At 45.9% G+C, this 18,873-nt stretch carries 16 protein-coding genes; 8 read left to right on the forward strand and 8 right to left on the reverse strand.

Going from position 1 to position 18,873, the window contains the following annotated elements; translation table 11 throughout:
* Position 1 precedes the first annotated feature (1 nt).
* The gene (smc, locus tag RT717_RS08750; RefSeq protein WP_317491356.1) at positions 2 to 3,559 is read right to left on the reverse strand and encodes a chromosome segregation protein SMC; all 3,558 of its coding nucleotides are present in this window, start codon (positions 3,557 to 3,559) and stop codon (positions 2 to 4) included.
* Positions 3,560 to 3,702: 143 nt separating this feature from the next.
* Here smc and RT717_RS08755 point away from each other — a divergent pair, with 143 nt between their 5' ends.
* Entirely contained in the window at positions 3,703 to 4,281 is a 579-nt protein-coding gene (locus RT717_RS08755; protein ID WP_317491357.1) for a hypothetical protein, read from the forward strand.
* Here the strand turns inward: RT717_RS08755 and RT717_RS08760 are convergent, their stop codons facing one another.
* Positions 4,282 to 4,941 (reverse strand): DUF4159 domain-containing protein, encoded by a 660-nt coding sequence (locus RT717_RS08760; RefSeq protein ID WP_317491358.1) that lies wholly within the window; start codon positions 4,939 to 4,941, stop codon positions 4,282 to 4,284.
* 2 nt (positions 4,942 to 4,943) lie between these two features.
* Positions 4,944 to 5,600 carry an HAD family hydrolase gene (locus tag RT717_RS08765; protein ID WP_317491359.1) on the reverse strand — a complete coding sequence of 219 codons (657 nt, stop codon included), beginning with the start codon at positions 5,598 to 5,600 and terminating at the stop codon, positions 4,944 to 4,946.
* A 93-nt stretch (positions 5,601 to 5,693) separates the two neighbouring features.
* Here RT717_RS08765 and RT717_RS08770 point away from each other — a divergent pair, with 93 nt between their 5' ends.
* The 6 genes from RT717_RS08770 (at position 5,694) to RT717_RS08795 (ending at position 10,684) form a co-directional block, all read left to right on the forward strand.
* Complete coding sequence (locus tag RT717_RS08770; RefSeq protein WP_317491360.1) at positions 5,694 to 6,485, forward strand: MIP/aquaporin family protein; 792 nt, start codon at positions 5,694 to 5,696, stop codon at positions 6,483 to 6,485.
* 41 nt (positions 6,486 to 6,526) lie between these two features.
* Positions 6,527 to 6,937, forward strand: a complete 411-nt coding sequence (gene mscL, locus RT717_RS08775) for a large-conductance mechanosensitive channel protein MscL (RefSeq protein ID WP_317491361.1) — start codon at positions 6,527 to 6,529, stop codon at positions 6,935 to 6,937.
* A 94-nt stretch (positions 6,938 to 7,031) separates the two neighbouring features.
* Entirely contained in the window at positions 7,032 to 7,805 is a 774-nt protein-coding gene (locus tag RT717_RS08780) for a hypothetical protein (protein WP_317491362.1), read from the forward strand.
* Positions 7,806 to 7,813: 8 nt separating this feature from the next.
* A complete protein-coding gene (locus tag RT717_RS08785; RefSeq protein ID WP_317491363.1) occupies positions 7,814 to 8,419 on the forward strand; it encodes a hypothetical protein in 606 nt (201 codons plus the stop codon).
* A gap of 333 nt (positions 8,420 to 8,752) precedes the next feature.
* Positions 8,753 to 9,997, forward strand: coding sequence for a cation:proton antiporter (locus tag RT717_RS08790; protein WP_317491364.1), 1,245 nt, complete (start codon positions 8,753 to 8,755; stop codon positions 9,995 to 9,997).
* Positions 9,998 to 10,048: 51 nt separating this feature from the next.
* Positions 10,049 to 10,684: a GOLPH3/VPS74 family protein gene (locus RT717_RS08795; RefSeq protein WP_317491365.1), complete on the forward strand. Its 636-nt coding sequence runs from the start codon at positions 10,049 to 10,051 to the stop codon at positions 10,682 to 10,684.
* 3 nt (positions 10,685 to 10,687) lie between these two features.
* Here the strand turns inward: RT717_RS08795 and RT717_RS08800 are convergent, their stop codons facing one another.
* The 4 genes from RT717_RS08800 to RT717_RS08815 all read right to left on the reverse strand — a co-directional run bounded on the left by RT717_RS08800 (position 10,688) and on the right by RT717_RS08815 (position 14,719).
* Positions 10,688 to 11,020, reverse strand: coding sequence for a hypothetical protein (locus tag RT717_RS08800; RefSeq protein WP_317491366.1), 333 nt, complete (start codon positions 11,018 to 11,020; stop codon positions 10,688 to 10,690).
* A gap of 4 nt (positions 11,021 to 11,024) precedes the next feature.
* Positions 11,025 to 12,113: a potassium channel family protein gene (locus RT717_RS08805; RefSeq protein ID WP_317491367.1), complete on the reverse strand. Its 1,089-nt coding sequence runs from the start codon at positions 12,111 to 12,113 to the stop codon at positions 11,025 to 11,027.
* 72 nt (positions 12,114 to 12,185) lie between these two features.
* Entirely contained in the window at positions 12,186 to 13,754 is a 1,569-nt protein-coding gene (locus RT717_RS08810) for an ABC transporter permease/substrate-binding protein (RefSeq protein WP_317491368.1), read from the reverse strand.
* Positions 13,754 to 14,719: an ABC transporter ATP-binding protein gene (locus RT717_RS08815; protein ID WP_317491369.1), complete on the reverse strand. Its 966-nt coding sequence runs from the start codon at positions 14,717 to 14,719 to the stop codon at positions 13,754 to 13,756. The genes RT717_RS08810 and RT717_RS08815 overlap by 1 nt, the downstream gene beginning before the upstream one ends.
* A gap of 117 nt (positions 14,720 to 14,836) precedes the next feature.
* Between RT717_RS08815 and RT717_RS08820 the strand changes: the two genes are divergently transcribed.
* The gene (locus tag RT717_RS08820) at positions 14,837 to 16,618 is read left to right on the forward strand and encodes a glycoside hydrolase family 15 protein (protein ID WP_317491370.1); all 1,782 of its coding nucleotides are present in this window, start codon (positions 14,837 to 14,839) and stop codon (positions 16,616 to 16,618) included.
* Here RT717_RS08820 and RT717_RS08825 read toward each other — a convergent pair.
* A complete protein-coding gene (locus RT717_RS08825) occupies positions 16,615 to 18,795 on the reverse strand; it encodes a bifunctional alpha,alpha-trehalose-phosphate synthase (UDP-forming)/trehalose-phosphatase (RefSeq protein ID WP_317491371.1) in 2,181 nt (726 codons plus the stop codon). The genes RT717_RS08820 and RT717_RS08825 overlap by 4 nt on opposite strands.
* Between the last annotated feature and the right edge of the window lie 78 nt (positions 18,796 to 18,873).

An 18,873-nucleotide genomic window follows, 5' to 3' on the forward strand; every position in this document is an offset into this window, starting at 1 on the left:
ATCAAGCCAGCTCTCTCAGGTCAACAGGCACAACCCTAGATACCCCCTGTTCAATCATGGTGATACCGTAAATGATGTCGGTGCTTGACATCGTGCGTTTGTTGTGCGTCACAATGATGAATTGCGATTCCTTGCTGAACGTTCTGATGATGTTATTGAACTTGTCAATATTGGCATCGTCGAGTGGGGCGTCAACCTCATCGAAAATACAGAAGGGGGCCGGCTTCAGCAGGTAAATCGAGAACAGCAGCGAGATGGCTGTCAACGTCTTTTCACCGCCTGATAGTTGGTTGATGGTCAGTGGCCGCTTGCCTTTTGGTTTGGCCATGATCTCAATCGGGCTCTCCAACGGGTCGTCGGGGTTGAGTAATTTCAACTCGCAGTCGTCTTCTTCGGTGAAGAGAGATCGGAATACTTTGATAAAGTTATCCCTGATCTTCTCGAAGGCATCGAGGAAAGTTTCTCTGGCCACAGCGTCAATTTCGCCTATCGTGCTGATCAGCGACTCCTTGGCTTTGATCAGGTCATCCTTTTCTTTGATGATAAAGTCGTAGCGCTCTTTGATTTCCTCAAAGGCCTCCATGGCCATCGGGTTAATCGGGCCTATGTTGTCAATTCTGGTTTTGAACCTTGAGACTTTCTCCCTCAGCTCTTCGTCGGAAATGTCGGCAAATGGATTTTCTTTTACTTCTTCGCCTTCCTCCGGCGCCTTTTCTTTGAGCAAATCATCGAGATCGATATTGAATTCGACGGAAAGCCGCTCTTTTACAGCGCTCAGCTGTAGCTTGGTTTCGTTTAGCTGATTTTGGAACTCCATCAGCATCAGGTCGGTACTTTCCCGCCGACGTTGAATCTCCCGGCTTTCTTTCTCGAGTTCATCGATAAGCCCACGGCTGCTGTAATACTCCTTTTCTGCTTCGTTAACGCCTGCTTCTATTGCTTCCCTTTCCGAGTACATCGCCACCAGCTCATCGTCATTCATCTCCGCCTTTTCCACCAGCGCTTTGATCTCTTCTTCAGTTTGTTTCAACTCGCTTTGGTTGCGCTCAATCCGCTCTTTGGAGCTTTCGTAGGTGTTTTCCTTGAAGCTAATTTCCTGGGCTATACTGGCTACCTTGTTCTCCTGCTGGTGGTACGAAATGTTCTCCTGGTTGAATGCTGCAGATTTTTGACTTAAAATTTCCTGGAAAACCTGTAATTCACTGTTTTTGGAGGCCAGGTCTTCTTCGTCGCTTTTTTGAAGGTCTTGCTCACGTTCCGCTTTTGGTTGCAGTGTTCGCAGCTCTTCAGTGAGCACCTCAATCCTGTCGATAATGTCTTCCCTTTTTGTAGTGTTGGAGGTGAGCATTTTCGAAAATTGCTCCTGCTTGGTTCTTATAGAAACATACTCCTCGTTGATCTGATTCAGGTCGGGGAGGAGGGCCTCAATTTTGTCTTTCTTGCTCGATGCTTTCAACGCATTCAGGTCAGCCTGATTGCTTTCGATGCTCTGCTGAATTTCGTCGAGCTTTTTGTTGAGCGCCTTGATTTCTACAGCCAGTTTTTCCAGGTTCTTGGCACGGCCTATCCTCTTTCCTTCGAAAAGCCCTACTGCTCCGCCTGAAATGGAATAGTGACGACGGGTAACCTTTCCATTTTTTGTAATGAAAATGGCGTCATCTACATCAGGAAGGTCGGTGTGGTGGTTGGTGGAAATGTAAACGTTGTCGAGAATAAAGCTGACCAGCTTCTTGTACTTGCCGTCAAACTCCACCACCTCCGTGGCCGGAATGGCGTTCTGAATGATCTTGGTGCTGGTAGGCTTGAACTTGTCAAACTTTTCCAGGATGAAGAAATGGGCCTTGCCTTTGGCGGCGTCGCTCAGCAGGTTAATAGCCTGGTACGCATTAGCCTCACTTTCTACTATATAGTAGTTCATGTAGGGCTCAAGAAAATTCTCGATAGTTATCCTGTATTCTTCTGGGCAGGTGATGACGTCGGAGAGAAGGGGAGCATCTTTTCCCCAGGAAGCGTTCTTTTTCAGGAACTTGATGGCTTCAGGAAACCCCTCCAGGTTCTCTACCAGCGATTTGGTTAGCGCATACTCATTTTGCCGGGCATCAAGCTTTCGGCTTACCTGGGTGCCTTCTTCTTTGATGACCTCCAGTGTTTTGCCAATGCTCTCAATTCTGCTTTGAACTGCTTCTTCTTCTGCCTTAAGCTTGTCGATCTCTTTTTGTCTCTCGGCTCTTAGCTGGCCTACTTCCTGTAGTTTTATTTCAAATTCCTCCAGGTTAGCCGACTGCTCGGTCGTGTCGGAGGCCGCTTTGTCCAGCTCTTGCTTGAGCGTGGACAGCTGAATTTGCTTTATTTCTAAGTCTTTTGTCAGCTGGTACACTTCTTCCCGTTTCTGGCGGAAGTTGCGGTTGAGGATATTCACCTCCTCCTGAAGTGCTGCTGTTTCAGTCTTCTGGTGATCATACTCACCTTTGAGCCGATCGAGTTTGGCTGCTACTTCAGAAAGTATTTTGTCGGCTACCTGCTTTTCTTTGGTAAGGCTTTCAATAGAAAACGACGCCCGCTCGTTGCTTTTTCTGTCCTGCTCTATCTGCTCTCTGAGATTTTCATTCTTGTCATTCAGGAAGCGGAGCCTTTCGTTCTTGATTTTTTTCTCACTCTCGTACGATCTGATTTTGCCTACGTGCTCATTCAGCGCTTTTTGCCGTGAGCTGAGTTGCTTTTCTTTGGCGATCAAATCGGCCTTCGACTTCTCAATAGCCGCTTCTTTCTCTGCAAGTTGCCGGTTCAGGCTTAGCTTCAGGTCATTTTCTGTTTCGATTTTGCTCTTGCCATCCCGAAATGATTGCTGATGCTTTTCAACTGTTTTCCTGGCGAGCGCAATGCTGGCCTCCTTGTACTCTTCTTTTATTTTATAGTATTGCTGAGCCTGGCGGGCCTGCTTTTCAAGGCTTTTCAGGTTCTTTTCTATTTCAAAAAGTAGATCTTCTACCCTGGCCAGGTCGGCATCGGTGTCGCTCAGCTTCCGCAGCGTTTCCTTCTTCCTAACTTTGAATTTTGAGATACCAGCCGCCTCTTCAAAAAGACCACGCCTTGAGTTGTCTTTGTCGTTGAGGATATCGTCGACCATCTTAAGCTCGATAATGGCATAGCTGTTTGATGCTATCCCGGTATCAAGAAAAAGATTGGAAATGTCTTTCAGTCGGCACGTAACGCCATTCAACTCATATTCGCTCTCGCCCGATCTGTAGTAGCGGCGGGTGATGGTCACCTGAGAATATTCGGTAGGGAGGAGGTTTTTGGTGTTGTTGAAGGTGAGAGAAACTTCGGCCAGGTTGGTAGGCTTTCTTTTTTTTGTTCCGTTAAAGATCACATTCTCCATTTTGTCGGAACGGAGCATGCGTGACCTTTGCTCGCCAAGTACCCAGCGAATGGAATCGACCACATTGGACTTGCCGCAGCCATTTGGACCAACGATGCCGGTGATGCCTTCATCGAAGTTGATCACCACTTTATCCCCAAAGCTCTTAAACCCCCGAATCTCAAGTTTCGTCAACTGCATGCGGCAAAAATATTCATTAACCTTTAAATGTTATCAACAAAATGGGGCTCAAAGAGGGCTAGTTATCAACATTAAGCTGATACTTGTCCTCTTTTTTGGGGCAGACAGCAAAAATAACATCCAATGACTTATATTTGAGGTATATGGATAGAGACGTCATCATTTATATCGTAATGGCCATTATTTATTTTGTGGTCAGAAACCTGAAAAAGAAGCCAAAACCAACTGAGGTTCAGGAGAGAAGGTCGCAGAGCGATGACGACTACGAAGGTCAGCAGGAGCCGACGTCCACGCCACCTATGAGTTTTGAAGACTTACTTAAGGAGCTTACCAGCGGAGGGCAGACAGCACCAAAGCCGGCTCCACAGCCCGCTCCTCAACCCAGCCGCTCTTTCGAATTTCCGTCTGACGGAAAAAACTATGAAGAAGTACATGATGAGTGGGAGGACAAGGACATTGCCACTGTGAAAGAGGGGAGCCACACCAGGCTGTTTTCTGATGAAGAAACAAAAAAGATTTATCAGGAGTCGATCCATATTGACCATAGCAAAGAGGACGAACTTTCAGCGCAGCTGGAAAGAGCCAAAAGCAGGTTCAAGGAATTTGAGATCAAAGAAGAGGACAATTCGGCATTTCGGGATGAGATAGTGGATATGCTTTCCGATCAGGACGGTGCTAAAAAAGCCATCATCCTCGGTGAAATTCTAAACAGAAAGTATTGATCAGAAGCTGGTGAAACAGTAGGCGATAATGTTGGCACCCATTTGCAGTGCCTTTTGCCTTACCGTTTCTGGGTCATTGTAGATCGTTTGGTCTTCCCAGCCGTTTCCCAGGTCGCACTCGTAAGAATAAAAGCAAACAAGCCTTCCTTCATAAATAAGACCGTACCCCATGGGGGCTTTGCCGTCGTGTTCATGTATTTTGGGCAGGCCCTCGGCAAACTGATACTTCTGGTGGTAAATGGGGTGCGAAAAAGGAAGCTCTATAAACTCCAGTTCCGGAAACACCTTTTTCATTTCGAGGCGCACAAACTGATCGAGACCATAATTGTCATCGATATGTAAAAATCCACCCGAAATGAGGTATTCTCTGAGATTGGTAGCTTCCGGGTCGGAAAACAGCACATTGCCATGCCCAGTCATGTACACATAGGGGTACAAAAAAATCTCAGGACTGCCTACATCAACAGCATCTTCGGAGGGAGCCAGGGACGTGCCCAGGGTTTCATTACAAAATTTGGCCAGGTTGGGCAGTGCAGTCTTATTGGCGTACCAGTCGCCACCCCCGTGATATTTCAGCTTGGCAATTTTCATTGTGTTGTCCTGCTGGGCGATAGCGCCGAAACTCAACATGACAAGTGCCAAAAAGGAAACTTTCTTCATAATTACTTAAAAAGAGACGTTAGCTTATCAACGGTGAGTCCGTTGAAATCGTTTATCACAAGGTCTGAATGGATGATTTCATGGGCTGGGTGGGTGGTAGCCAGTCCAATCACTTTTGCGCCAGCATTCTTTCCAGCCTCAATCCCCGACAGAGCGTCTTCCAGCACAATGGAATCTTCAGCTTTTGCACCAAGCTTCTCAGCCAGCTTCAGGTAGACCTCAGGTGCTGGCTTGCCCACGCTCACTTCGCTGCCATTTACAATTGCGGAGAAGTATTTCCGAAGGTCGAGGCCATCCAAAGTGAAGGCAATATTGTCTGGTGGTGCAGAGCTGCCGACGCCCACAGCAATCCCGGCATCCATAGCCCGGCTTAAGAAGTCGATCAAGCCGGGTGTTGGTTTCTGATGAGGGGCATATAGTTCTCTGTAAATCTCTTCTTTTTCGGCACCAAGAGCCTGAATGACATTTGGGTTTTTTTCATCAGGGAAGAAGTGGGCCATAGTAGCCGAAATTGTTCTTCCGTTGATGTGTTTTTTATACTCGACTTCGTCAAGGTGGAAGCCATGTCGCTTTGAAAACTCCATCCACGCTTTCAGGTGAAATTGGTGGTTGTCTACGATTACTCCGTCCATGTCGAACAATAAGGCGGCTGGCTTCATGTATTTGCTTGGTTAAATAGCGCTGGGCGTAAAATTAGCCGAGCGAATGGCGGTTCCAAATCATCTTCGTATATTTTCGCAAAAAGACAACACATGAACCCATACCTAGGAGAATTTATTGGCACGATGGTCTTGCTGTATTTTGGCAACGGAGTCAACGCCGCCACAACACTTAAAGGAAGTTATGCACAAAACGCTGGGTGGCTCACCATTTGTATTGGTTGGGGGCTGGCGGTTACGCTCGGCATCTATGCCGTTGGCGGAATAAGCGGAGCTCATCTAAATCCGGCAGTAACGCTCGGTATGTATGCTGCAGGTGAGTTTCCTGCCGACATGATAGCAGGGTATATGCTCGCTCAAATGGCCGGTGCTTTTTGTGGCGCTTGTTTAGCGTATTTTCATTTCTTGCCTCACTGGAAAGCTACGGAAGATGCGTCTGCCAAACTGGGAGTGTTTTCGACTGGCCCGGCTATAAAAAGCACAAGTGCTAATATACTTTCGGAGTTTATGGGCACTTTCATCCTAATCTTTGCGATTTTGTTCATAGGTGCGAACCAATTTACAGAGGGATTGAACCCATTAGTAGTAGGAGGGTTGATTACGGCGATTGGTTTGTCGCACGGTGGAACCACAGGGTTCGCCATCAATCCGGCCAGAGACCTGGGCCCGAGAATAGCGCATGCAGTATTGCCTGTCCACGGTAAAGGTGGATCGAACTGGGGGTATTCATGGATACCCGTTTTGGGGCCATTGGCAGGAGGATCAACCGGAGCGGCACTCTATAATTTCCTGTTCAATGATCAGGTAAGTTTGTTTTTATCCATCGGCGTAATCTTTTTTGCTATTATTGTCATTCTCAGCCTGCTGGAAAACAGGAAGCCTTAGATCATCATATACCAATCTACTACTAACAAAAAATCGCAAACATGGGAATTTTAAAAGAATTCAAGGACTTTGCCATGAAAGGCAATATCATTGACCTGGCTACGGCTGTCATCATTGGTGGCGCATTCGGGAAAGTTGTGTCATCACTTGTGAATGATATACTTATGCCGCCAATAGGAGTGTTGCTCGGCAACGTCAACTTCAAGGATCTAAAAGTTGTTGTTCAGGAAGCGGTTGGTGAAAAGGCTGCAGTGACCCTTAATTATGGTATGTTCGTTCAAAGTATTGTTGATTTTGTCATTATCGCTTTTTCTATCTTCGTGGTTATAAAAGCCTACAAGCGGATGGAGAAGAAGAGAGAGGAGGCCCCTGCGCCGGCAGCTCCGCCAGCACCGACTAATGAAGAAAAGTTGCTAACCGAGATCAGAGACTTGTTGAAAGCACAAAAGTAAGCTACACTGTTAAAATTATATCGGCAGTAAGGAAACGTTGAATTGGATTCAACGTATTATCTTGCTGCCGATTCTTTTTTTAATACAAACGAGTATGCTAAAACTTCAATTGAAAGGAGCCGTTGCGCTTGCGCTGCTTTGTTTTTTAAACTCTCCAACGGAGGCACAAGCCATATTGAACAAAGTAAAATCAGCAGCGAAGAACAAAGCTGCGAACGCCATTTTTGGCGACAATGATACACCTTCCACGCCCAGTGCTTCTGAAGGTGACGAACGATCAGGGCGACCTATGAACAACACCTCGGGAGGTCTTATCACTACTCCGCCTGACGTAGGAAAAAGCATTGCAACTGCTGAGTCGTCGTTTTCCGACAAGAAGTATGGCGAAGCGAGATATGCGTTGCAGCAAGCTATAGTCGGGATCGAAATGGAAATGGGCAACAAGGTGATGGAGTCCCTTCCTAAAAAAGTAGCCGGTATAGACTTTGTGAAGGAGAGCGATAAGGTCACAAGCACGGGAATGGCCTTTGTCGGGTTGACTATTTTCAGGGAATATTACAACGACGACAAAGCAGTAGACATAACTGTTGCCAACAATTCTGCCCTACTTATGTCGGCTAATATGTACCTGACAAACCCAGCTTATACCTCCGGACAAGAGAACATCAAATCAGTAACAGTACAGGGTTTTAGGGGTGTGATGGAGTTTTCAGAATACGATGGTTACAAACTGTCGGTACCTCTCGGGCAAACAAGCATAGCGATCATGAAAATGGTGAATTTCCCTGACGAATCAACTGCGCTAAAAGTATCTGACGCCTTTGATTTGGCAGGCATTCAAAAACAGTTGGGCGATAAGATTAACTAAGACTCAAGATGAAAAAGATATATATACTTGCATTGATCATACTAGTGGTTGGCCTGAAGGCCAGTGCGCAAAATGATTTTAGCGCATCAACAGCTACAGCAAAGAATGAGTACAAAGCGGGCAATTTGGAAGAAGCTCGGTTTGCCTTGCAGCAGTCGCTGGCTGAAGTGGATAAGGAGATTGGAAAGGAGATACTGGGGGTATTACCCAAAAGTATCGCTGGTTTTTCGTTTGTTCAAGCGAACGACAATGTATCGGGCAACTCTTCGTCTTTTGGTGGATTGTTTGTTCACCGTGATTATGGCGACACCACTAAATCGGTCGCCATTGATCTGATGGATAACTCGCCCATGCTGGCTGGTATTAACAGTCTTTTGGCCATGCCTATGATTATGAATAGTTCGGATGGCAGCCAGAAGGTGATTAAGGTGAGCGGATACAAGGCGCTTTTGCAAAGAAAAGACGCAACGCAGGCTGTGGGAGGCTACACGCTCCAGATTCCCTTCAATCAGTCACTGTTCACCGTTGACTTTGATGGGGCCTTTACAGAAAGTGAAGTGACAAGTGCGGCCAACTCCATGCCTATTTCGGAAGTAGCCAAACTGACATATTAGTTTTTTTGTGCCTTGCTCCTGATGAGGCACGCCAGTGGGTGCTTGTCTTTAGTTGGACTGTTTGTCTTCGACAAAAGCCCGGCATAGGTTAAAGCACCTATTTTTTTACATAAATTTTAATAGATAGAGGTTAATTCCATATATTTGCCCGGCGATTACCACCAATATTCCTGCAGCTTTTTATTCACCAGCAAAAAGTGGCACTTTGTTATATTGGACTCCTTTCGAAAGGAAAACGAATGGGTTCAAATAATAAAATGCCGTGTTTAAAAAGAATCTTTTCTAGATGGTATTAATATTTAATTGCTTAGACCTATCGACTAAAACAGGAGTATGGACATATTAGACCTAATCTCGTTGCTGATTTTCCTGTCAGCTGCCTTCACCCTAGTAAATATCACCTACCTAAAACTGCCGCATACCATCGGTTTGATGGCTATTGCACTTGTGATGTCTATCGTGATATTGCTGCTTGGCTTGATTTTCCCTTCAGTAAGTGACCTTGCCATACACATCATGGAGGAGTTCGACTTCAAAGAAGTGCTCCTGAATGTCATGCTGAGCTTTCTGCTCTTTGCTGGCGCCATGTCTATTAACCTGCGAATGCTTTTGCAGGAAAAGTGGCCCATTTTGATTTTGGCGACCATTGGTGTGCTTGTGTCTACTTTTATCGTAGGCACGCTGATGTATTACGCCTTCACTTTTGTAGGATTTGAAATCACGCTGGTACACTGCTACCTGTTTGGTGCACTAATATCTCCAACCGATCCTATTGCAGTGCTTGCCCTGGTTAAAAAGGCCAATCTTTCCAAAAACCTGGAAATTAAGATAGCAGGAGAATCTCTGTTCAACGACGGCATTGGCGTTGTGGTGTTCCTTACCATCATGGGAATTGATGAAAGAGGAGGAGCCGATTCGTTTGATGCGCTCGAGGTAGCGGGGCTTTTTGTACAGGAGGTAATCGGTGGGTTGGGTATTGGAGCAGTTTTTGGGTACATGGGGCTTAAGCTGCTCGACTTTATTGATAATGACCATGTTGAGCTTGAGGTTTTGGTGACCCTTTCCATGGTGCTGGTTTGCGCCAGGCTTTCAGAAATGCTCCATGTATCCGGCCCGTTGGCCATGGTAATCATGGGGCTATTTGTAGGTAACGAGGGCAGGGGCGATGAGTTTGCCAGCGCTACGGGTGAATATGTTTACAAATTCTGGCATTTGCTCGATGAGTCACTAAACGCCATTCTGTTCATATTGGTAGGTTTCGAAATGATTGTTATCAGTCAAAGTTTTGTGCTCGACTATTTTGCACTTGGACTGATGTCAATTTCCATCGTGCTGGCCGCCAGGTTTATTGGCGTGGCCTTGCCGATCGGTATTATGAAGCGTTTCCGGCACTTTGAGAAAAACACCGTAGCCATCCTCACCTGGGGCGGGCTAAGGGGCGGATTATCGGTAGCAATGGCGCTTTCTCTCCCTGATTCTATCGCTGAAAAGGATCTTATTCTTTCCTGTACGTATTGTGTGGTGGTATTCTCCATACTTGTACAAGGTTTAACCATTGGAAAACTTATAAAGTCATAGTGATTTTCATTTACTTTGTAGTGTTTTTAGCATAGTAACATTAATTATAAAATGAGATTAAGTTTAGCAGAAGGACTATTGTTAATCGCCCTTGATGACAATGAGGGCAGGTTGTTAGCAGATGCCGAAAAAGGCATCATAGACGCTTTGGTAGCAGCAGGGATTTTTGAACTGAACTTGCTGCGTAAAATTGGTTTTGAGGGGGGTAAAATTACCATCAAAGACACGACTTCTTCAGGAAACAAAATACTCGACCACATACTGAGCGGCATTGGCTCCGGGGGCAAGTCGGTAAAGGACACCGTTGTGAGCCTTTCGCCTCAAATGAGATCGCTTTATGAGATGTGTATCGACCTACTGATTGGAAGAGGTATTTTGAAGAGAGAAGCTACCCGCTTGCTTTGGATACCTATTTCTGAGCGTATGGACAATGCAAATTATGCTTACGAGAAGGAGATCAGAGACTCATTAAAGTCAATCGTATTGAAAGGAGTGAAGCCAACACCGGCCTTTGTAATTCTTGCGTCACTACTGGGTAGCCTCGAGATTCTTGATGAGGTGTTCACTGATAAAGATGAACTTATCGATGCCATCAAGTTCGCTAAAGACTCCGTTCATTCAGGCACACTGCCTGCTGAAGTTGCCAGTTCTTTGGACGAAGTCAAAGAGCACATTGCAGCACTGTAGGTGCTATTTGATTATTTTTAGTGGTCGGCCAATAACAATGGAAGAGTCATATACAGTTGGCTCATACAAAACATCGGGGTTGTAGATGTGAATTGGGTTTCGGCAGTTGCCTTTGTGAGCCATAAAACCGAATCCTTCATGAGGGTGGTTTCTGTCCATCATCAACATTAGGTATTCACAGTTGTCGACCATGATGATAGTGAAGTGATATTCTCCCTCCTCACGAATTTCCCCCATAGAGATGCTGGTCTCTGGATTAGCATCTCTGTTTTCACACCCTGCGAGTATAAGTGAAGCAAGAGTCAGCGATAGTAGTGCTATTTTGAATGTCTTCATGCGATCACAGTTTTTTAACGTAACCTTCGTCGATCTGGAAGACATTGCGGAGTGCTTCATATGATTTTTTGTTGAGGATCATAATCATATAATCCCCCATTTCTATTTTCTGCTCATCGGTGGGGTTTTTAAGGAGCTTCCGCTTGCCCCCTGCCTCAAGCTTGCTCAAACCGATCAGGATCACATTGAACCTCTTTTTGATATCAAAAAAGACTGCCTGGTAGGGCTTATTGAGGTATGGATTCTTTTCGGTTACAATCAATTGCTTAATGTCATAGTCTCCGTCACTTTCTGCAATCGACATGATGTCTTCGCTGTATTCAGCGACGTCCGGTTCAAACATGTAGCTGGCAAGTAGCTTAGAGGCTATTTCGTTTTTAGAGATTGTATTTGTCACTCCTGCCGTCAGGAACGTGTTGCGCAGGTTAGCATTGTCAAGTGTCACAACAAAGCGTAAGCTGGAGTACAGCTTTTTCAAATTCAGAACATAGACAAGTTTCTCTGTGTCATTTTCAAAATTAATGAACACAATCGAAGAGTCTTCAATATTCGCTTTCGATAACATATCGAGGTTTTGATAGTCAGCATAAAGCGTGTAGATGTTTTGCCTGGAGTTACGGTACTTCTCCTTAATAATATCGATGTCAGTGGCTTTGTCAGTGATGATGGCTACTTTTTTCCCCACCCCAACGAGTTGATCTGCAACGGCTTTCCCAAAATCGTTCCATCCAATGATAATAGCATGATCTTCGAAGGAGGTGCCGCCATAGCCCAGTTTGCTATTTTCTTTAATAGTTGTCATAAGTGTTGTGAATTGACCAATTAAAAGACCATAAATGCCCAGGCTTATAAAGAGGAATATATAGCCAATAATTCTTCCGTAAATAGTTATGGGATAGATGTCTCCGTATCCAACGGTAGTTAATGTGACTATTGAGAACCAGATGGCATTTGAAAAGTTAGTTATTGAGGCCTGAGTGCTGTCATTTTCAAATTCCACCAGCAGCGCTATCAGGATAAAATAAATTGCTAGTCCTCCTGCAATTTCAAGGCCATGCGTTATGTGTTTATTTTGTTGATCTTTAGCAGCCACTTTCGGTCGATTAGGTCGGAACTGTCTTCCGCATTTTTAAGGTATCAGGTTGTTAAAATATGACTTATTGCCCTACTGATCAAAACGAATGATATAATTTTTCAAGTCGCTTATTGTGACAATTCCAAGCTGATCAGCCAGCTCTTCTCTCATCATCAGGGCGGTAGTATTGTTGAACCCAAACGAGGGTAACATCACAACACCAAAGTCTTCTTTTAATTCACTATTTGTAAAAGTATGAATCTTTTCCGGTGATTGAAGCAAGGAGTCAATAACAGTTTTGCTGGGTTGAACGAAAACCAGCAATGCTGTGCCCGTGTATTCAGGATAAAGCTTAATGTCACCACTAAGAAAGGCGTCGAAAAGTAACTTGGTGCCACCAAAACCGAGTTTTAGGTCTGTTGGATAGCCTGTTGTGGTCTCGACGTATTCAGAGAGGAATGTTGCCAGGATATAACTTTCCGTAAAAGCTTTGGAGCCAATTACCAGTTTTTCTTTGCCGGGCAAAGCTGGGTTTTTAGCAAAAACCCCCTTCGTTACTGATGAAAGCAGGCTGTCGGCAGCCTGCTCAATGGAGAACTCATGCTGGTCGACCTTGAGGTTGAGGTACGCAATCAACTCCTTTGGTATTTTGCCGTCCAGCTGTGTAAGTGAAGCTTCCAGTAGCGGGTACTCTTTGAGTGTTTCCAGCTTCACGATGGGTGCGGCATAATAGGGAGGAAAATAATGGAGATCGTCCTCCAGTACCCGGAGGTTATAGGATTGAATTCTGCCGTCTGTGGTAAAACCAGCGATGACGTCGACCTCCTGGTTTTTCAGGGCCTCGTACATCAGCGTTATTTCCAGCTCTACAGCTGGTAATTGCAGATCATAAGCTTCGCTTAGACCAGGCCAGCCATCAGTTCTGTTCATGAATTCAGAATTGAAACCAGCGACCAAACCAGCTTTATTGTCGCTTTGATTCAGGATGGACCAGGCAGGGTAAATGCCTATCACTATAGCCATTCCTGCGATAAATGGCCAGAGCCGCTTTCTTACATTTTTCTGTACAAGAGAGAGTCCATAGTCCAGAGAAATGGCCAATATCGACGCTGGAATGGCTCCAGCGAGGATCATAGGCGTAGAGTTGAGCGTGATGCCCCTAAAAATAAACTCTCCAAGCCCCCCGGCACCAATAAGTGCACATAAGGTAGCGACACCAACATTGATTACTGTGGCGGTTCTGATTCCGGCAAAAATCACAGGCAGCGCCAGGGGAAACTCTACTTTCGCCAGCAACTGATAGCGGGTCATCCCCATTGCCATGGCTGCCTCTCTGATATTTGCATCAATATTCTGAATGCCCGTGTAGGTGTTTCTTACAATGGGTAGCAATGCGTAGAGGAACAGCGCTACAATAGCTGGTAACTTTCCAATGCCAAGGAAGGGGATGAAAAAACCGAGCATGGCAAGACTGGGGATGGTTTGCATAACTCCAGTGACACCAATGAAGAACCCCGCAAATTTCTGATTCCTGGTGAGCGCCAGTCCAAGGCTTATGCCGGCTACGCAGGAAAGAAAAATGGATATGCCAGAAAGCCACAGGTGCTCTATTGCCTGCTCACCGATTTCGCCAACATTCTCTTTTAGAAACTCGACCATCAGTGTACAGCCAGTTGGCTTTCTAGTTTGAGAAATGAAGCTTTTAAGTCGGCCACAGAAGCATGCCCGACAAGTCCACTATTGTCGACGATTTTTACTTGTTGATGGTCGGAATTTGTCAACGAAAATACCCGGCTAAATGGCTTTTCATCTGTATGACAAATCAACACCTCGTCTGCATAGCTTTCGGTTAATGGAAGGAAGGCGATAACTTCCGAAAGCGCTATTTCCGAAAGTTTAAGTGACCATGCATCTTCCCCAATAAAGCTCCTAACCAGATCACTTATAGAATTGAATAGCAAGTTTCTGGGAGTGGCTTTTTCGATGACTCTGCCCTCGTCAATAAGCGCTACCTCATCTCCCAGATAGAAAGCTTCTTTTACGTCGTGGGTGACCACGATTTTTGTTACTTCTTTGAAGATACCCAGGTGTTGAAAATCGGACTGTATCTCTTTTCGTATGATTGGATCGAGCGCTCCGAAAGGCTCGTCCATAAGAAGCAACGATGGATTGGCGGCGAGGGCCCTGGCTACGCCGATTCGCTGCTGCTGCCCACCGCTCAATTCATGCGGGTACCTCGAAGCGAAATGCAGCGGTAGTCCCATGTGCTCCAACAGCTCCGACACCCTTGATGAGATTTTGTCTTTTGACCAGTCGATTAAAGTCGGCACAGTGGCTATGTTTTGGGCGACAGTCCAGTGTGGAAACAGACCAATGGCCTGGATCACGAAACCAATATTTCTTCTAAGTTCCTCTACTGGCCGATTGGTGATGTTTTCTCCATCAATAAGAATACTTCCTTTATCGGGTTCAATTAGCCTGTTGATCATTTTCAGGAGGGTGGTTTTTCCGGATCCGCTCTTGCCGAGTAGCACCAACGTTTGCCCTCTTGGAACAAAAAGAGAAACATCGTTGACTACAGGTTTTTTGTGGTAGAGTTTAGTAATATTGACCAGTTCGACCATTATTTTACTTTCGATAAAAGTGAAATTAGGTCATTCACCTACTCTTTGCAATCAAGGCTTGTATCTTTAGTCAAAAAGCCCCTTTTTAAGAATTCATTTAAAAGACCGTTAATTGAAATGAACAGACATACGTATGATTTTGGAGTGATTGGAAATTGCGCATTCACAGCTCACATCCACAAAAACACTAACATAGTTTGGATGTGCTGGCCAAGATTTGACTCCAGCTTCATTTTTGGCAGTCTGATTGACGAAGAAAAGGGCGGGGAGTTTTCGGTCATTCCATGTGAGCCAAATGCGTCGTTTAATCAGTATTATATTGAGAATACCAATGTCCTTTGCACGGAAGTGGAAGCCGCTGATGGTAAGTTTTTGGTGACTGACTTTGCGCCCCGGTTTTACCAGAACGACAGGTATTACAAGCCGCTGATGATGGTCAGAAAAATCGAACCGATTCAGGGTAACCCGAGAGTAAAGGTGGAGTGTGAGCCCAGAGGCGACTACGGAAAAATAGTGCCGGAACAGAGCCAGGGGAGTAACCACATCAGGTTTCTGGGTTTGGATGGGCATGTTCGGCTTACGACAAACATCCCCCTCACTTATGTGATGGAAGATGAGGCTTTTGTGCTGAACGAAACTAAATATTTGGTATTTACATCTGGGCCACCACTTGAGGCACCATTGGTAGCTACGGTTGAGGCGTTTTTGAGCCGAACTGTCAACTATTGGAGGACTTGGGTGAAGTCCACTTCCATTTATGAATTTCACCAGTCTCAGGTAATCAGGTCGATGCTCGCCTTGAAGATACATCAGTATGAAGATACGGGCGCTATTGTGGCGGCTACTACCACAAGCCTTCCCGAAGCACCCGGTACTGGCAGAAACTGGGACTACAGATTTTGCTGGATGCGTGATACCTATTATACCCTGACTGCCTTCAATAGCATTGGTCACTTTGAGGAGCTGGAGAAATACTTCCAGTATATTCTCAACACCAGTGCTACGCATAAAGGCAGGCTTCAACCGCTTTATGGTATTAGTGAGAGCTCAAATGTGATTGAGGAAATTTTGCCGCTTAAGGGTTACATGGGGAATGGGCCGGTGAGAACAGGCAATGACGCTTATACGCATATTCAAAACGATGTTTACGGGCAAGTATTGGTCTCATTGCTGCCGCTGTACACAGACCGCCGGTTTATCGGAAAGGAACGATCTGATTCATTGAAGCTTGTTTACCAAGCCCTTGAAATGATCGAAAACACTATGGAGGAGCCAGATGCGGGTCTTTGGGAGTTTCGTAACCTGGCTCAGAAGCATTGCTACACTTACCTGTTTCACTGGGCCGGAAGCGCCGCTGCAGTAAAAATTGCCGAGCACAATGGCGATCCGGTAATGGGGGCAAAGGCCCAAAAGCTTATGGAAAAATCGGCAAGGAAAATTGAAGAATGTTACGTGCCGGCAAAGAAAGGATACGCCCAGGCGATTGGTGTTGAGAGAATGGATGCCAGCACCCTGCAGCTAATCATGATGAATTATTTTCAGGGGGATATGAAGCGGGCTAACGACCATTTGGTAGCTCTGGAGAAAGAATTAAAAGGCAAGGGGGGCTTATTTTACCGATACAAGCATGTCGACGACTTTGGCACTCCTGAGACCACCTTCCTCATCTGTGCTTTCTGGTATGTGGAAGCTTTGGCCTGCGTAGGCCGACTGGATGAGGCTATCAAAACATTTGAAAACACGATAGGCTATGCGAACCACGTTGGTTTGCTGAGCGAAGATGTGTCAGAAACCGATGGAAGCATGTGGGGTAATTTCCCACAGGCCTATAGCCATGTGGGGCTTCTGAACGCCGCTAACAGGATAGGCAGAAAGCTGGATCGCCCCAGCTTTCTCTAGGTAATGTCGCCAAGCTGCTTCAGCAGCTTGCGTACATCTTCAACGGAAGGGATGTTGAATTTGGCAGCGGAATAGGTGCTGCCTACTTTTATGGAGTATGCCTTGTCGGGCATGCTCTTGAAAGTGTCCTCGTCAGTCCAGTCGTCGCCCACGGCCAGCACAAAATCACTTGGGAATTTTTCCAGCCAAAGGGTTGCAGCCCGGCCTTTGTTGATTTCTGAGTTTTTTACTTCTACTACCTTGTTGCCTTCGAGTACATTCAAGGGCATGTTGGCAGTGATGTACTTCAGGTGGCTCGTCAGCTCACGTGTTCTTAACTCACCCAGGCCTGTCTCTACCTTTCTGTAGTGCCAAACCAGCGAGAATTCCTTCTCTTCAACAAAGGAGCCTGGCGTCCTGTTCACATACCCTTCCATCACTTCCATAATGTTTCTTTTCCAGGAAGCATCCATCGCAGCAATGGTTTCCCATTCGGAGCCGATTTCTCTCAGCCACGCCCCATGCTCTGTAATGAAGTCGACGGGATACTGGCCCAGCCAACCCTCCAGCGTCTGCCTATCCCTGCCACTGATGATGACTACCCGATTCTTTTTGTTAGCCGTTAGCGACTTGACAATAGTGTGAAGTTCGGCGTCAGGGACAGCGTGCTGAGGGTTGTCGGAAAAACCGGTCAGCGTGCCATCGTAGTCCAGGAAGATAAGCCTGGTGGTGGCTTTTTTGTAGTCTTTGAACAGTTTTTGAGATGTTTCCTTGTCGACAAGTTTCGTTTCAAGGCTTTTTTGCTCAGCTTTTACCAGCCCAAGTCTATCGAAAAACAGATTGACCCAATGATGAATGTTGTACCGCTTAAGCGACTCTTGCATGCTGGTCATCCGGGTGATTTGCTCGGCCTCAGGCATGGTTAGTGCCTGGTGGATAGCTTCCACTTGCTCCTCCATGTCGTTGGGGTTGATGAGGATGGAATCGGAGAGCTCTTTTGATGCGCCAGCCATTTCGCTCAGGATAAGGACGCCTTTTTTGTCGAGCTTGCTGGCGATGAACTCTTTGCAAACCAGGTTCATGCCATCTCTCATCGGGGTTACTAATGCAACGTGAGCCATTCTGTAGAAAGCCGACAAAGAGGAGAGCTCGAAAGATCTATAAAAGTAATGAATAGGTGTCCAGGCAAGTCTGCTGAATTTTCCATTGATTCGGCCAACCAAAAGGTCAATTTCCTCTTTTAGTTGCTTATACATTTCCACCTGGTCTCTGGAAGGCACCACGATCATGACCACAGATACTTTGTCACGCCATTCGGGGTATCGCTCGAGAAACATTTCAAAGGCCCGAAGCCTTTGTGGGATTCCTTTAGAGTAATCGAGTCTATCGATGGAAAGTACAAGTTTTACATCTCCGAGGGAGGCCCTGAACTTCACTTCTTTCGTCAGTGTGTCGGGGTGGGAGGCCTCGCTGGCGTATTTGTCGTAGTCAATACCCATGGGCAGTGCATCGGCCATCACTATTCTGTTGTTAACAGTCATCTTGCCATTTGAATTACCAAAGCCCGCCAGCCTGTTTACCGACGACAGGAAATGCCGCATGTCGTCATAGGTATGAAAACCGAGAAAATCCGAGCCCAGCATGCCAAGCAGTAACTCCCGACGCCATGGCAATAGCCTGAACGACTCGAAAGACGGGAAGGGGATATGGAGAAAGAAGCCAATACTTATGCGTGGGAACATTTCACGAACCATTTGAGGTACCAGCAGCAGCTGATAGTCGTGGATCCAGATGGTGTCGTTGGGTGACGCAATTTTGGCTATTTCCTTAGCAAACTTTCTATTAACCTTTTGGTAGGCCTTCCACAGACCAGTATTATAGACGGCGAACTGATTGAAATAGTGAAAATTGGGCCACAGGGTTTCATTGCTAAAGCCCTCATAAAATTCCTCAATCTCGGTTTGAGTGAGAAACACGGGTGCCATGTTGTCTTTCTTGAGCTGGGCCGTGATTTTGGCCTTATCTGACTCTTTCTTTATTGGTTGCCCAGGCCACCCCAGCCAAATATTGTTTCCCTTCTTATAGATAGAGCCCAGACCAGTTGCCAGGCCTCCTTCGCTTGGTCTTGTTTTAAATTCGTTCTTTTCAACTTTGATTTTGACCGGAAGGCGGTTAGAAACAATGATGGTTTTTGGCATACTTAGAGGCTGCTTATTTTGTAGATCACTAATATACAAAGAAAGGCAACGCCAAAAGAGTAAAGCTTTCTAAAACTC

The sequence above is a fragment of the Imperialibacter roseus genome (assembly GCF_032999765.1).
Lineage (GTDB): Bacteria > Bacteroidota > Bacteroidia > Cytophagales > Cyclobacteriaceae > Imperialibacter > Imperialibacter roseus.